Origin of the sequence: Pseudomonas sp. PvP089 (assembly GCF_017875165.1) — a bacterium.
Taxonomy (GTDB): Bacteria; Pseudomonadota; Gammaproteobacteria; order Pseudomonadales; family Pseudomonadaceae; genus Aquipseudomonas; species Aquipseudomonas fortuita.
Map to the genome: position 1 here is coordinate 4,241,306 of NZ_JAGGME010000001.1, position 14,548 is coordinate 4,255,853.

12 protein-coding genes are annotated in these 14,548 nt (G+C 63.8%); 3 read left to right on the top strand and 9 right to left on the bottom strand.

The window, feature by feature from the left end:
- Nucleotides 1–13: 13 nt before the first annotated feature.
- Nucleotides 14–976, bottom strand: coding sequence for an ABC transporter substrate-binding protein (locus tag J3A71_RS19350; RefSeq protein WP_016485941.1), 963 nt, complete (start codon nt 974–976; stop codon nt 14–16).
- Nucleotides 977–1,295: 319 nt separating this feature from the next.
- On the opposite strand from J3A71_RS19350, the gene J3A71_RS19355 reads away from it, so the two are divergent.
- The gene (locus J3A71_RS19355; RefSeq protein ID WP_096425874.1) at nt 1,296–3,209 is read left to right on the top strand and encodes a tyrosine-protein phosphatase; all 1,914 of its coding nucleotides are present in this window, start codon (nt 1,296–1,298) and stop codon (nt 3,207–3,209) included.
- A gap of 58 nt (nt 3,210–3,267) precedes the next feature.
- On the opposite strand, the gene J3A71_RS19360 is transcribed toward J3A71_RS19355, so the two are convergent.
- Nucleotides 3,268–4,209, bottom strand: a complete 942-nt coding sequence (locus J3A71_RS19360; protein ID WP_231995323.1) for an AraC family transcriptional regulator — start codon at nt 4,207–4,209, stop codon at nt 3,268–3,270.
- Between the two features lie 213 nt (nt 4,210–4,422).
- Here J3A71_RS19360 and J3A71_RS19365 point away from each other — a divergent pair, with 213 nt between their 5' ends.
- Nucleotides 4,423–5,571 (top strand): M14-type cytosolic carboxypeptidase, encoded by a 1,149-nt coding sequence (locus tag J3A71_RS19365; RefSeq protein ID WP_096425873.1) that lies wholly within the window; start codon nt 4,423–4,425, stop codon nt 5,569–5,571.
- Nucleotides 5,572–5,688: 117 nt separating this feature from the next.
- On the opposite strand, the gene J3A71_RS19370 is transcribed toward J3A71_RS19365, so the two are convergent.
- The 7 genes from J3A71_RS19370 to J3A71_RS19400 form a co-directional block, all read right to left on the bottom strand.
- Entirely contained in the window at nt 5,689–6,657 is a 969-nt protein-coding gene (locus J3A71_RS19370) for a spore coat U domain-containing protein (protein WP_031312590.1), read from the bottom strand.
- A complete protein-coding gene (locus J3A71_RS19375; protein WP_096426948.1) occupies nt 6,654–8,951 on the bottom strand; it encodes a fimbria/pilus outer membrane usher protein in 2,298 nt (765 codons plus the stop codon). The genes J3A71_RS19370 and J3A71_RS19375 overlap by 4 nt, the downstream gene beginning before the upstream one ends.
- A gap of 108 nt (nt 8,952–9,059) precedes the next feature.
- A complete protein-coding gene (locus tag J3A71_RS19380; RefSeq protein WP_016485935.1) occupies nt 9,060–9,836 on the bottom strand; it encodes a molecular chaperone in 777 nt (258 codons plus the stop codon).
- A 40-nt stretch (nt 9,837–9,876) separates the two neighbouring features.
- Nucleotides 9,877–10,380, bottom strand: a complete 504-nt coding sequence (locus J3A71_RS19385; protein WP_016485934.1) for a spore coat U domain-containing protein — start codon at nt 10,378–10,380, stop codon at nt 9,877–9,879.
- A 3-nt stretch (nt 10,381–10,383) separates the two neighbouring features.
- The gene (locus J3A71_RS19390) at nt 10,384–10,917 is read right to left on the bottom strand and encodes a spore coat U domain-containing protein (protein ID WP_016485933.1); all 534 of its coding nucleotides are present in this window, start codon (nt 10,915–10,917) and stop codon (nt 10,384–10,386) included.
- Nucleotides 10,918–10,935: 18 nt separating this feature from the next.
- Entirely contained in the window at nt 10,936–11,472 is a 537-nt protein-coding gene (locus tag J3A71_RS19395) for a spore coat U domain-containing protein (protein WP_096425872.1), read from the bottom strand.
- Between the two features lie 30 nt (nt 11,473–11,502).
- Nucleotides 11,503–12,030 (bottom strand): spore coat U domain-containing protein, encoded by a 528-nt coding sequence (locus J3A71_RS19400; RefSeq protein ID WP_016485931.1) that lies wholly within the window; start codon nt 12,028–12,030, stop codon nt 11,503–11,505.
- Between the two features lie 269 nt (nt 12,031–12,299).
- On the opposite strand from J3A71_RS19400, the gene J3A71_RS19405 reads away from it, so the two are divergent.
- The gene (locus J3A71_RS19405) at nt 12,300–14,546 is read left to right on the top strand and encodes an ATP-binding protein (RefSeq protein WP_096425871.1); all 2,247 of its coding nucleotides are present in this window, start codon (nt 12,300–12,302) and stop codon (nt 14,544–14,546) included.
- Nucleotides 14,547–14,548 lie beyond the last annotated feature (2 nt).

A 14,548-nucleotide genomic window follows, 5' to 3' on the forward strand; every position in this document is an offset into this window, starting at 1 on the left:
GGACGTCTCCGGGTCAATGTTGGGCCAGTGAGTCAGGGGCGGGCACGCTAAAGCCACTGGCAAAGGTCGGGGCCACGTCCAGGCGTTGATTCATCAGGCCGTGGGCGTGGTAAAAGTCGGCGGTTTCCTGCTGTTCGCCGATGGTCTTCGCGTCAATCGCCTGCCAAACCAGTTGGCGCCGCTCGAACTGCAGGCGGGCAGCATCCTGCGGAAAGCCGATGATCGCAGCCAGGGTTTGTGAATAGCTGTCCAGATGCTGGTAAGCCCAGACCTGGGCGCCGGCCAGGCGCACAAGGTAGTCCTGCAATGCGGCCTTGCGAGCCGGATCACCCAGCGCCTTGTCGGTGGCGGCCAGGAAACTGTTGCCACTGGACAACCCCCGACCGTTGACCAGCACTTTGCCCTGGCCGCTCTGCTCGGCCAGCGCGGTGTAGGGTTCCCAGGTCGACCAGGCGTCCACCGAGCCATTGGCCAGGGCGATCTTGGCGTCGACGGGGCCGAGGAAGCGAAACTCCACGTCCTTTTCGCTGAGCCCGACCTGATCCAGCGCCTTCAATGCAAGGTGGTGGCCTATAGAGCCACGGCCCGTGGCGATCCGCTTGCCCTTGAGGTCGGCAGCGCTGTGCAGCGCTGCGTCGGGGCGCACCAGCAGCGCCGTGCCATACGGGTCGGACTTGTCCACGGCAATGGCCTTGACCGGCGCACCAGAGGCCAGCACGAAGAGCAATGGTGCATCGCCAATGATGCCAGCATCGATCGCGCCGGCATTCAGTGCCTCGGCCAAAGGCGCGGCAGCGGGGAACTCGGCCCAGCGGATGTCGTAAGGCAAGTCACGCAGGGCATCGGCTGCCTCCAGCTGGGCGCGCATGTTGCCTTTTTGGTCACCGATGCGCAGGGTCAGGCGGTCACTGGCAAATGCCTGAGTAGCCAGCAGTGTGGCAGCCGCGAAAAGCAGCAGGCGAGATCGAATGGACATCCGCAGTTCCTTGCAGGTTGAAGAAACTGCGAATGTAGCCGGCTAGATCAAATAAATAAAAGTAATTAAATTCATAAGCTAATATGCAAAAAAACAAAAACAGGCAAACCCTCGCCTCAGCCGAAATGAAAGCAACCCTGCGTTCCAGGTCTGGCCAGTGTGTGATTAACGGGGCGCTTTGCGCCCCAGTCGCCGGGACAGAAGACGCAAAACAAGGACAGATCGCGCAAGCCTTTGCACATCACCGCAAAATGTAACATTCAGTTTCATGTTGCCCCAGGACAGTAGACAGCCTAACCCACTGCCTGAGGCCTGATCCGTGCTGCAACGTGTGCTCTGCTCCCTGTCCCTGCTTACCCTTGCCATTTCCACCGCCCATGCCGCCGAAGCGCTCGCCACCCCACGCCTGGCCGGTATGGATAATTTCCGCGACCTCGCCGGCACCACCAGCGCCTACCCGACCAGCCATGGCGGCACAATGCGGGCGGGCGTGTTCTACCGTGCCAACGCCCTTACCCCGACCGCCGCCGACCTGGCCACCCTCAATGGCCTGGGTATCAGCAATGTGTACGACCTGCGCACCCCAAGCGAAATCGCCAGCACGCCCGATACGCTGCCGGGCGGCGCCAGCTACACCAACATCGACATCATTGGCAGCACCACATCGGGCTCCAACATCACCAACATTTCCTTCAGCAGCGCAGAACAGGCGCGGGCGATGATGCAGGAGACCAACCGCGCCTTCGTCAGCGACGCCGGCATGCGTGGCCAGTTTGCCGTGCTGTTCAACGAACTGGCGGCTGCCGATGGCGCCGCGCTGTTTCATTGCACCGCGGGCAAGGACCGCACCGGCTGGACGGCAGCGGTGCTGCTGAGCATCGCCGGGGTGGACGAGGCCAGCATCATGAGTAACTACCTGGCCACCAACGGCTACACCGCCGCCCGCGTGGCTGCCACGCTGGCGGCGATGCCGGCGAGCATGGCCGAAATCTATGCACCGTTGCTGGGGGTCGAAGCCAGCTACCTGCAGGCTGGCCTCGATGAAATCAGCGCCAACTACGGCAACATGGACAACTACCTCAAGCAGGGCCTGGGCCTGAGCCAGGAAACGATCTACGTGCTGCGCGGCAAGATGGTGCGCTATGGTTCCCTGCCCGGCGAGGCAGGCCTGCTGGGCAACGCTGCCGCCGGCGCGCAATTGTTGCGCGAGCTGCAGGACACCTCGCTGTCGGGCAGCTACAGCGCCTACAACTACTACCTGCAATCGGCCATCGATGCCGGCAGCTTGGGCGGCGTGACCTCGACCGTTGGCGGCCAGGTGCACGCGGATGCCGCCAGCTACCTGCTGCGCCAGGGCGCCATGGTCGAGCGTGCGGCTTCGCCCTTTGCCGACGGCAGCGGCCTCAAGGCCGGCCAGGCGCGCCTGTGGAGCACGGCGCTGGCCGGCTACCTCGGCACTGACGGCTCAGCCCATGCGGCCAGCAGCAACGAGCATAGCCAGGGGTTGATGGTGGGCATGACCCAGCGCTTTTCCGAGCAGCTCAGCGGCCATGCCGGTTTTGGCTATAACCGTGGCAAGGTGGGCGGGGCCGGTGGCGAGGCCGATACCGACCTGACCTTCCTCAGCCTGGGCGCACGCTTCGCCCCTGGCGGCCTGGAGCACGGACTGTTCATCGATGCCGACATCAGGGGTGGCTGGCTCGACTACTCCAGCAAACGCGAACTGGGCGGCGGCCTGGGCACGGCCAAGGGTGACAGCCACGGTACGCTGGCTGGCGCCAGCCTGGCGCTGGGTTATCGCCTGCCCACCCATGGCGTGGTGCTGGAGCCGAGCATTGGCGTGCGGGCCAGCCACGTCGACCTGAACGGCTTTACCGAGAAAGGCAGCGAACTGGCCCTGCAAGTGGACGACCTCAAGGCAACCCGCCGCAGTGCAGGGGCCAACCTGAAAGCGTCTTTCGCGCCCATCCCCGTCGGCAGCTGGCAGTGGGTGCCTGGGGTGGAAGTGGGTTACGAACATGCCCTGGGGGATCAGCAAGTGGACAGCCAGGGGCATCTGGTGGGGCTGGATATCGAGCAACGTGCGGCGTTCGACAACCGCGACCAGTTTACTGGCGGGGTGAGCCTGATGGCCAACCTGGGTGCGTTGAGTGTGGGCGGCGAAGTGGCGGCGATGGGCGCAGGCGACAGCCACGGGGTGAGTGGCAGCCTCAAGGCCAGCTACGCGTTCTAAACCATATCATTGGGGCCGCTTTGCAGCCCCGATTGGCTTTACTGACTGGTATCAGGCCTTACCTGCCGCGCCTCAACTCAGCCGGGCTTACCCCGAACGCCTGCTGGAAGTACTGGGCAAAACGCCCCGCGTTGCTGAACCCATGGCGCAAGGCTACTTCGGCCACCGACCCGCCCTCCCCGCGCGCCAGTACCTGGCGCGCGCTCTCCAGCCGTACCTGCCGCTGATAACCCACAATCGATGTGCCAGCAAAACGGCGAAAGCCATCCTGCAAGGCGCGCAGGCTGACATTGACCAACCTCGCCAGCTCAGTGCCACTGACCAAGCGCGCCGGGTGCTCGTGCAGATAGGCCATCGCCAGCTTCACATGGCGCGGCGCCAACGCAGGTGCGGGGCTGCGCAAAGCATCGCTATAGGTGTGCGGCCACGCCTCCAGCACCGCATCCACCACCATTTCCTGCAGCCGGGTGGGCATCAGCATGCCGGTATTGATCAGTTGGTCGAACTGCGTACCGGTGGCCATTTCCAGCAACGCACGTATGCCCTGGAACACCGGCAACGCCAGGTCGACCACTGGAGCAAAACACACCGGTGCCGCCAAAGGCTGGCCCAACAACAGTGACAAGCGCTCAGCAAACAACGCGCGCCGTATCGACATGCCGCACTGGGCATGGTTTTCGGCAAAACGCACGGTGCGAATGTCGCGCTTGTCGACCGCCAGCCCCACGTGGGCACCACCAATCGACTCGCCCCGGTGATCGAAAATGATCTTGCCAGCGGTGGGCAGCACGAAGGTGATCTCATCCTGTGGTGTGGGCAGGGTGATGCTGAAATCGCCGCCGTACTGCATGCGGCGCACGCTCATGCCTTCGAAGCGCCCATACACGCCCCCAATGCTGATGCCTTGGGCCAGCGGCGGCATGTCGGCATACAAGCTACCGAACATCTGGGTGAACAGGGCACCGAAATCATCGCTGCGCATGTCGCTTGTGCGAAGCATGAAGGGCTTGCGGGTCAGGCCGGAGTGCACTGTGGTTTCACCTGTGCGAAGGGGGACCCGGATGCTGCCATGGCCGTATGACAGTGACGTTAAAGCGCATTCAGCCCAGCGAGCGTACCCGCGCAGGGCCCGCGTATCACCTGATCGCGCGCAGTAACCCTGCCAAGCCGTGTACAGTACCCCTACAACAACGCCCGCAAAGGAGCCCGGCACATGACCGTGACGCTGTCCCCCCTGCAGATCGACTGCGCTTTCGATTCCGGCAACATCCAGGTACTGGATGCCAGCAACCCTGCCCAGGTGCACCTGGCCATCCGGCCGGATACCCACAGCGGCCACTATCAGTGGTTCCACTTCAAGGTCAGTGGACTGACGCCGGGCCAGGTCTATCGCTTCAGCCTCGACAACGCTTCCGGCTCCTCGTACAAAAACGCCTGGAGCGGTTACAACGCGGTGGCCTCCTACGACCAGCAAACCTGGTTCCGCGTGCCCAGCCAGTTCGACGGCACAGCGCTGTCGTTCGAAGTGACAGCGGAGCAGGACCAGATCTGGTTCGCCTACTTCGAACCCTACCCACGCGCGCGTCACAACCAGCTGATCGAGCGTGCTCGCCAAATCCCTGGGGTCGAGTTGCTGGCCAGCGGTCGCAGTGTGCAGGGCCGCGATATTCCCCTGCTGCGAGCCGGCGATGGCGCGGCTGGCAAGCGCAAGCTGTGGCTGATTGCCCAGCAGCACCCGGGTGAGCACATGGCCGAATGGTTCATGGAAGGCGTGATCGACCGCCTGCAAGCCAACGACGAGGTGCTCCAGGGCTTGCTGGCCAAGGCCGACCTGTACCTGATCCCCAACATGAACCCCGACGGCGCGTTCCTCGGTCACCTGCGCACCAATTTCAAGGGCAAGGACCTCAACCGTGCCTGGCAGGACGCCAGCGTCGAGCTGACGCCGGAGGTATTCTTCGCCCAGGCGCAGATGAAGCAGTACGGCGTGGATGCGTTCATTGACGTGCATGGTGACGAAGAAATTCCGCACGTATTCACCGCCGCCTGTGAGGGCAACCCGGGCTACACCCCACGGCTGGCAAAACTCGAAGAGCAGTTCCGCAGCCTTTTGTGCAGCGTGACCCGCGACTTCCAGACCGTGCACGGCTATACCCGCGACGAGCCCGGGCAGGCGAATACCACGTTGGCCTGCAATGCCGTGGGCATGGCCCATGACTGCCTGTCGCTGACGCTGGAGATGCCGTTCAAGGACCACGACGACGCGCCCGATGCGGTTGCCGGCTGGTCGGGGGCGCGCTCGAAGGCACTGGCCGGAGCGGTGCTGAAGACCCTGGCGGAGATGGTTGGCGACTTGCGCTAGCCTTGCCTCACGCGGCCCCGGCAATCGGTGCTGGGTCTGCCATCTCGGGGCTGCTGCGCAGCCCTGTCGCGACACAAGGCCGTTCCTACAGGGAACCGAGGCAGGAATGGGGTTCAGTCAAAACTGCACATCCAGTATCACGCTGTCGGAATAGGTGGCTGCCGGCGGTGTAGCCTGGTCGGTATAGACCTTGGCGTTGTAGTTGAACACCTGGCTACCCGTGCCTGTACCCGCGCCGGGGTTTACGTCGGCATCCGTGCTGGAGCGTCTGGCGGCACCCGATGAACCCCAGCGCACCGTCCCGGAACTTTTGAAGATGTCATACGCCAGGTAGTTGTTGGCCGCCGACTTCATTCGCCGGCGGCCATTGGCCACGTTCTGCCCGTCATTCAAGCCCACCGTATAGCTGCTGCCCTTGGTGCACGAAACGCTCAGGCTCTGGCTTACTGTGCCGAACCCGGCCACCACCGGGGCGCTGGCGAAATTGATGTCAGGCGTGGTGATCTGGCAGTCGTTCGTCACGGTCAGGCTCACGGTAAGGCTCGCAGAGCCAGCGCTATTGTCACGCCCGATGCAAAGCCCACCGATGGCAATCCCTTCGCAATAGTTCCATGCCCACCCCAGCGACAGGGTTTCCTGGTACAACCCCGCTGCAACGTTACTGCCAATCTGTGTGCGGATATAGAGCGGCACCGCCTTGGGCGTGCCGTTGAGCAGGCCGAGCAGGTCGAGAATACCGGTGCGACCAAACTCGAAGGCTACATTCCGGGTAATCGGGAAGTTGGTGGTGGCATCGGCATACAGGGTGTAAGGGATAACATCACCGGTAGGCCCTACCAACCCGCCAGTGGCCGGGGTCACGGTCAGCTTGAACGAGTCACTGCTGCTGAGCACACTCAGCACCGTTCCGTTGCACTGCAAGCCCGCGTTGCTGGTAGAGGCGGCTTGGCTGGCCAGGCGTACCTGGGTCGAATTGACTGCGCCGAACAGCACCGGCAAGGTTGACACTACCGTGCACTTGGCCCAGGCCGAGCCAGCCCACAGCAGCAGTATAACGGCCGACAACATGCGCCAACCCGTCTTCATCTGCATACCAACGGGCCAATCAGGGGGATCGAACCTTCAGCCTTGGGCAGGTCGAAGGCCACCTCACACTGTCCACCACCCTCAACCTCTACCTGCAGGCTGTTATGCGGCGAGAGGTTCTCCAGGTACACCAGCCCATCCCAACCGACCACCGCCTGGCTGCCGCTTTCAGCATGGGTAACGCGGCTACCCAGCTTGAGCGCCTGCTGGTTGCTGTCCACCAGTTCGACACTGGCCGCCATCACACGCTTGAGCGGGAACTCCAGCAGGTAGCCACTGCCCCGTCGTACCGCCACCCGCTGCTCGACGCTTGGCGCGAGGACGTCCGGCGGCAGGTCCATGGGGTCGATTTCATATTTGCCACGGTAGTAACCGCTGCTGTACGGCACCAGCAAGTGCCCATTGCCATCGGTACGGCCGACCTCCTGGTTTTCATAGCGCACCGGCACATCGGCGTAGCCTGCGGTACTGACCACCACGAAGGCATCGTCGATGCGGTTGGCGGCGAACACCCCGGCATCCATCCACACCAGGGAGCCACTGGCATCGGCCCAGCGTGTCATCTCGCCGCTGCTGCCATACACACCGGCTTGCAACTGCACCGACTGCAAGCGCCAGGTGACGTCTGCCTGCCGGTAGGCATCACGGTCGCTGCCTGCCGCATAGCCCAGGTTGTAGCCGACGCCGACACCCGCCGGCACCGCATGGCTGTAGTTCACCCGTTGCAGGGTCTCGCCTTCTTTGCTGCGCTCCATGCCCAGCGCCAGGGTGCCGTGCAGGTCGAACGGGATCACCAGTTGCGCCTGCACGGCCCACTGGCTGTCACCCACTTCACGGTTGGCAGACAGGTACACACTGCTGCTGCCCCATAGCGGCCTGCTGTAGCTCAGGTTGATCAGCCGGGTACGCGTGCCATCCCCGGCGCGCACGTCGAAGTAACCGGCGCCAATGCTGCCGTACTCGTTCAGGTTGAGGCTGAGGGTGACCTGTTCGCTGCTTTTGCTCAGTTGCATGTCCTGGGAGTCGACCCGGGTCAGGTCGGCATAGTCGCCGCGGCGTTGCAGGCGCTGGTAGCTGAAGCCGATGCGCTGGCTGTTGTACTGGTAACCGAGGGCAACCTGGTGGCCTGTGTCACCGTCGAAGCGGCTTTGCGCCAAGGCGGCGTTGAGCACGCCGAAGGTGCCCAGGCGCATGTTGCCGCCCAAGCCGCCAAGCATTAGCGACTCGGCTGTTTCGGCGTGGGTTTCCAGGGTGAAGGTGTCGCTGAGCCCGTAGCGCAGGCTGCCCGAGGCAACACCCGGCCCGTAGCTGAAATCGCGCACGGCGTAATCACGCCGCAGGCTACCGGCGGCCACCGAGTAGTCAGAAAGGCCCTTCTGCAGCAAGCTGCTGGTGACATAGAACGGCAAGGTGGTCGACACCTGCCGGCCCAGGGCGTCCGTGGTGACCACCACCGCCTCCCCGGCACCATTGATGAACGGCACGTTGGTCAGGGTGTACGGGCCCGGCTGCAGCTCGGTGGTGCTGGACTTGAACCCGTTTATGAACAGGTCGAGCGATGTCGGCACCGCTGCTTCGCCTGCGAACGCCGGCAACGGGTAAGTGACCAGATCGGGGCGCGCAGCGAAGTCGCGCGACAGCTGCACGCCGCCTACCCGCACAGAACTGCTCCATGGCAAGGCCCCGGTCACGAAATCACCGGCTTCGTAAGTGAGCAGGCGCTGTTCGTCGGTGAAGCGCCAGGTGGTGTCGTAACGCATGAAGCCTTGGCGGGTATCGTCCGCCTGCGCGCCATTGAATGACTGGCGCCATTGCCCGGTACTGGAAAAGGTCCCCCAACTGTCGAACAGGCGCAGCTCGTTCCAGGCTGCCAGGTAGGTGCCGCCTTCATCGGTGTCGTTCAGGTAGAGGTCGTAATTGAACAGGGCGCCGAAACTGCTGCGCGCGTCGCTGGCCGGGTACAGGTTGCGATCACCCACCTGCTGGTCTGGCAACCAGGCCGGCGGTACCTGCAACAGCAAACGCTGGTTCTGGCTGTCATAGTCGGTGTGTAGCCCCGCGATGCTTTCCAGGGCTACCTCGCCTTGGGGGTTGCCCGGCAACGAGATACCGGCTGCCCGCAATACCTCGCTGCCCAGGTACAACTGCCCGGCCCGCTGCTGCACCGGCACCAGTTCAGCCCTTGGCATCTGGTTCACCACCAGGTCGAGGTACAGGGTAGCGTCGGCGATGGCGGACATCTCCGTGGGTGGCGGGGGCAGGTCGTCGGCCAGCGCCAGCACCGGGCTGGCCATGGCCAGCAACAGGCACCTGCGGCGCGTCGTCGCCAAGAGCCATTTCACACACGGTTTCCAACCATTGCCGGGTCCTCCCTGGCCCCTGCACTGCATTCAATCGTTGACTCATTGGCCTTGGCGGATGGCGTCCGCTGCGCTCTGGCCATTGACCCTGCCCTTCAGCACGCTGCCGCTGGAGGCCGCCATGGGAGCAGGCCAGCGCATGCTGGCGCCCGGTAGCACATAGCCCAACAGGCCTTCAGCCAGTGGCTTGCTCTGGCTGCCTTGCTGCACCACTACATCGGTCAGCCGCGCATGCACGGGGCCGGTGTTACGCAGTTCAACGTAAGGTTTGCCCTGCACCGTCACCGGCCGCCAGCTGACCTGCGGCTTGCCCACGCCCTCGGCATTGCGTTTGCCTTCAGGGTCGGCCTTACCCCAAAGCCCTTCGCCATAAACGAACAGCGGCACCGAATAACGCATCTGCAAACGAATGGCCGCCGTGGCACCGGGCTCGGCCTTGTCGACCGGGATGGCGGGCGGGATCTCGTCGATGATGATGCGGTAGGCCTGCTCCTGGCCGGCAGGTGAAGGGCCAGTTCGGGTCAGGCGGATCAGCTGCTTTTGCCCGGGGGCAATGTTCGCGACAGGCGGACTGCCGATGATCTCGCGCTGCGCCTGGAACTGCTCCTGATAATCACCCTGGCGCCAGGCGAATACCCGCACCTGCAGGTTGGCCGGCGCAGTGCCCCGGTTTTCCAGCCACAGTGCACCGGCCTTCTGGTCGGCCTCCAGCACCGGGTCGATCGGCCAGATCAGCACCGAGGTGGCTGCCCCGGCCGGCAGGCTCGCCAGCCAGAACAAGCCTATCAATCCACGCGCCCACTTCGCGCCTGCCCGCATGCAGCTCTCCTTAGACACTTGTCGTTGGTGGCGCTGGCGATTACCAGGTCACCGTCACTTGCACCACATCGGTGTAGGTCCCAGCCGGCAGCACGCCGGTCAGCTGGACCCGCCCGTAGACCGGCAGCTTGATCGCCGTCGGGTCGGAATAGCTCACGGCCACGCTTTGGCCGATGCCCAGGCTCTGGCTGTAGGCCGCGTCCCGGTACAACTGGTAAGCCAGCACTTGCGTGCCGGAGGTGCGCTTCAAATTGCGTGTGCCACTGGCACTGTTCTGCCCACCGTCCAGGCTCATGCTCATGGCCACGCCCGGCGTGCACTGGAAGGTCACTGTAGTGCCACCCAGCGACGTGCTGAGCAACCCCTTGGAAAGCGCCGACTGCGAGCCATAATCGAGCGTGCCGTAACTGGTGACACCGCCCACCACCAGGCACCCGGCAACCACCTGCGCTGTGACTGTGAAGGTACTGGTGGTCACCGCCCCCAACGGGGCGGCCAACAGCATGCCGACTCCGGTCATGCCACCTGCCAGCCAGCCGCGCATGGCTCAGAACGACAGTTCGACCGAGATGGTGTCGCTGTAGACTCCTGCAGGCAGGCCCGCCTTGCCCACGGCCTTGCCGTAGAGGTTGACGGTCTGGGCCACGCCCGTGCTGGTCGGCAGGGTGATGGTGCCGTCAATGGCCAGTAAGGTCGTGCGCCCGGTGTCGGTGTACAGGTCATACGGCACAAAGTTGCCGGCCCCATCGGCGAGCGCACGCGTGCCACCGCTCGACTGGCCGTCATGCAGGCCTGCGCGCACCTTGATCGCAGGCACCGTACCCGCCGAGCACAGGATGCTCATGGCACCGCCGCCGCCGCCGAGCACCTGGGCATTGGCGGTGACGAACAAGGCATCCTGGGTACCGAAGTTCAAGGCACCGAAGTTGAGCCCCGACGTCCCCGAACTACCATTTACCTGGCACGCCGAAATCAGCGTCAGGGTCGAGTTGATGCTGCCGGTCACCGTGGCGGCCTGGGCCTGTGAAGCCAAGGCCAGGCCCAGGCCTGCGAGCATGCAGCATGTAAGGTTCGTTCGCATCGGAGTCTCCTTGCGTGGTTACCAGTCCAGGGTCACTCTGAGGGTGTCGCGGTACAGCCCGGCCGGCAGTGCACGCGCTGGTGCCACTACCACGCCATAAATCGGGATTGGCACCTGCTGGGTGCTGTTGATGGTAAAAGCACGCGCTTGGCCGATGGCGTAGCGGCTATTACCGCCTGGGTCGACCGCCAGTTGATAAGGGATGAGTTCTCGGCCATTACTCAACCGGCGCACCCCGTCGTCGCCATTCAGTCCACCATTGATCCGTACATTAAAGGCCCGCACTTCGGGCGTGCAGCTGATCTGCAGGGTGCCCGCGCCGCCCGCCTCATCAACCCGGCTGCGCAGGGGCTGGTCCCAGTTCGGGCCGCGCTCGCCAAAATCCAGCACCCCTGGGTTGCCCAGCACAGCCGGTTGCGTGTCGTTGCCGCTGATCTGGCAGGCTGCACTGATCACCAACCGCGCCTGGATGAAACCGGTGGTGCTGCCGTGCACCTCACCGCCGGGAACCAGCAGCGGGCCAAGGGTTAGCAACAAGATCGAGATGCGGTTCATGGCGTGGCGTCCTTGAGCATGGCGGCGTCCCTACCAGGTGACCGTGACTTTAAGCAGGTCGGCGTAAACCCCTGCATTCGGCACCCACGCCAGTTTGTCGATGCGTGCGTACAACGGCAGCTCCACCGAGCCACTGCCCGGCACCCTTGCCGACTGGGCGACCCCTACCGCAAGCGGCTCACGCCAGGCAGCGTCGCGGTACAAGCGATAGGGGATGGGCCGAGCCGTGCGGTCGTCGCTGGCCAGGTAGCGCAGCTCGCCGGCGCCACCATGCTGGCCACCATCGACACGCACCTGATACGGCGTGTCCGGATTGCATTCAAGGCGCGGGGGACGCTGGCTGAGCAAAACACCGCTCATCGGCGCGCCGGGGCCGTCCAGGCGTGCCGACGAGCCCAGGTCAATGCGCCCGAGGGCCTGGGCACCCGCGTCGCGGGGCTGGTTGACCAGCATGCAACCGCGCTGCACCAGCACACGCACTTCCACGAGAAAATCCGCTGCTACGGTACTGCCGCTGAACAACAGGCCCAATACCGCTGCCATTAAGCGCTCCGTCACCTTGTTATCCTTGTCGAAACGTCCTGAACAGAGCGTAGCAGTGAGGCAGGGCAACGACGGTGGCACCCAACCGTTTTTTGGTATTAGCGATAAAGCGATAGCGCCCCGTTAAAAAAAACCCGAAACGGCGCAGAACCACAGGCGAACTCCATGTCTCCAATGGCCGAGGGCCGGTAAATGTGCCTGGTTTCTGGTAGGCTGAAGAGCGTTCATCCAGCGCCAGGCGCCTATGCCATACATGGACGGACATGACAGGAGCGTTTTCATTGATGACTGCAGACACCACGCTGGCAGAAGCCATGGAGCGCTGTGCCCGGGAACCTATCCACGTGCCGAGCAGCGTCCAGCCCCACGGTTTTCTGCTGGTGCTGGACCCCATCGACCTGTGCGTGCTGCAGGCCAGTGAAAACGTCGAGCACTGGCTGGGCTTGCCGGCCCGTGAACTGATCGGTTGCCCTTTCGCCAACCTGGTCAACGATGGCTTTGACCTGCACACGCAACTGGCACGGCTGCCTGAAGATGAAATCTTCCCCTTTCACATCGGGGATGTGCGCTTGTCCCAAGGTGCGCCTTACAGCACCCCGCTGCATTTGCTGGTGCACGGCCACGACGACGTACTGATTGCCGAATTCGAACCTCCGTGTTTATCGCCGGAACTGGCGGGGCAAGGCGACTATTACCCGCTGGTGCGCAACTTTGTCGGCAGCCTGCAATTGGCCAGCAGCCTCGAAGACCTGCTGCAGCAAACGGTGTTGCAGCTCAAGCGCATTACCGGCTTTGGCCGGGTCAAGGCGTACCGTTTCGATGCCGAGGGCAACGGCCAGGTACTGGCCGAGGCGGTTGACCCAGGTTACCCCGCTTACCTGGGGTTGTGCTTCCCGGCTGCAGACATCCCGCGCCAGGCGCGCGAACTGTACCGGGTCAACCGCATCCGCGTGATCGAGGATGCCAACTATCAACCCTCGCCCCTGCTCCCGGCGCTCAACCCACGTACAGGCAAGGCACTGGACATGAGTTTTGCCGCGCTGCGCAGTGTCTCGCCGGTGCACCTGCAATACATGCGCAACATGGGTACGCTGGCTTCGATGTCGCTGTCGATCGTGGTCGACGGCGAGCTGTGGGGGCTGGTGTCCTGCCACCATCAACAGCCGCGCGCGGTGGACCTGCGTACCCGTACAGCCTGCGAGTTGCTGGCCAGTGTGCTGTCGCTGCAGATCGAATCGCGCGAGTCCCATGCCAACACGCGCAAGCTGCTGGCATTGCGCCAACACATCGTGCGCATGATTTCGTCCATGGCCGACCACGACAGCGTCAGTGATGGCCTGCGTGACCTGCCCCAGGTGTTGCTGGCTTTTGCCGATGCCCAGGGCGCCGCCGTCATCTCGGCCGAACGCTGTGACCTGATCGGCCAGACGCCGCCTGAAGCCCAGGTGACCGCGCTGGTGCACTGGCTTGGCCAGCGCGGCGAAGACACTGTATTCCACAGTGACAACGTGCGCCGCGACATCACTGACCTGCCCGAGCTCGCTGCCCATGCCGGCGGCGTACTGGCGGTGGCCATCTCGCAGATCCACTCGCACTACCTGCTGTGGTTCCGGCCAGAGCAAGTGCGCACGGTGAACTGGGCGGGCCAGCCGATCAAGCAGGTCGGGCCGCAGGGCAACCTCGACCCGCGGCACAGTTTCGAACGCTGGCAGGAAGAACTGCGCGGCTACAGCGAGCCTTGGGACCCGCTGGTGATCGAGGGCGTACTGGAACTGCGCACCGCCGTGCTTGGCATCGTCCTGCGTAAAGCAGAAGAACTGGCCCAGCTGGCGGGTGACCTGCGCCGTTCGAACAAGGAACTCGAAGCGTTTTCCTACAGTGTTTCCCACGACCTGCGCGCCCCCCTGCGGCACATCGCGGGCTACACCGAACTGCTGGGCGAACTGGAAGGCCAGGGCCTGAGCGAGCGCGGCAAGCGCTTCCTGAATCATATCGGCGAAGCGGCGAACTTCGCCGGTAGCCTGGTCGACAACTTGCTCAACTTCTCGCAGATGGGCCGCTCGGCCCTGCGCCTGTCCGACGTGGACCTCAATACGCTGGTCGATGCCATTCGCAGCGAGCTGGCCCCCGATTACGAAGGCCGCGCAATCGTTTGGGACATCGCTCCGCTACCCCAGGTAATTGGCGATCCGGCCTTCATCAACCTGGCGCTGCGCAACCTGATCGCCAATGCAATCAAGTACACGCGCGGCCGTTCACCTGCACACATCGCGATCAGTGCGGTGCTGCATCCGGGCGAAACCGAGATCTGCATTCGCGACAATGGCGTGGGCTTCGACATGGCCTATGCAAGCAAGCTGTTCGGTGTATTCCAGCGCCTGCACCGCATGGAAGACTTCGAGGGCACAGGGATTGGCCTTGCCAGTGTGCGCCGCATCATCGAGCGCCATGATGGCCGGGTCTGGGCAGAAGGCCAGATCGACCAGGGCGCAAGCTTCCACTTTACCCTCCCCCGAAACACTGCTACCTGAGG

Coding starts and splice junctions, on each gene's coding strand:
- J3A71_RS19350 (WP_016485941.1), bottom strand. CDS start 976: ATGTCCATTCGATCTCGCCTGCTGCTTTTCGCGGCTGCCACACTGCTG.
- J3A71_RS19365 (WP_096425873.1), top strand. CDS start 4,423: ATGACCGTGACGCTGTCCCCCCTGCAGATCGACTGCGCTTTCGATTCC.
- J3A71_RS19385 (WP_016485934.1), bottom strand. CDS start 10,380: ATGCGCGGCTGGCTGGCAGGTGGCATGACCGGAGTCGGCATGCTGTTG.
- J3A71_RS19375 (WP_096426948.1), bottom strand. CDS start 8,951: ATGGCCAGCCCGGTGCTGGCGCTGGCCGACGACCTGCCCCCGCCACCC.
- J3A71_RS19380 (WP_016485935.1), bottom strand. CDS start 9,836: ATGCGGGCAGGCGCGAAGTGGGCGCGTGGATTGATAGGCTTGTTCTGG.
- J3A71_RS19370 (WP_031312590.1), bottom strand. CDS start 6,657: ATGAAGACGGGTTGGCGCATGTTGTCGGCCGTTATACTGCTGCTGTGG.
- J3A71_RS19405 (WP_096425871.1), top strand. CDS start 12,300: ATGACTGCAGACACCACGCTGGCAGAAGCCATGGAGCGCTGTGCCCGG.
- J3A71_RS19360 (WP_231995323.1), bottom strand. CDS start 4,209: ATGCTTCGCACAAGCGACATGCGCAGCGATGATTTCGGTGCCCTGTTC.
- J3A71_RS19395 (WP_096425872.1), bottom strand. CDS start 11,472: ATGAACCGCATCTCGATCTTGTTGCTAACCCTTGGCCCGCTGCTGGTT.
- J3A71_RS19390 (WP_016485933.1), bottom strand. CDS start 10,917: ATGCGAACGAACCTTACATGCTGCATGCTCGCAGGCCTGGGCCTGGCC.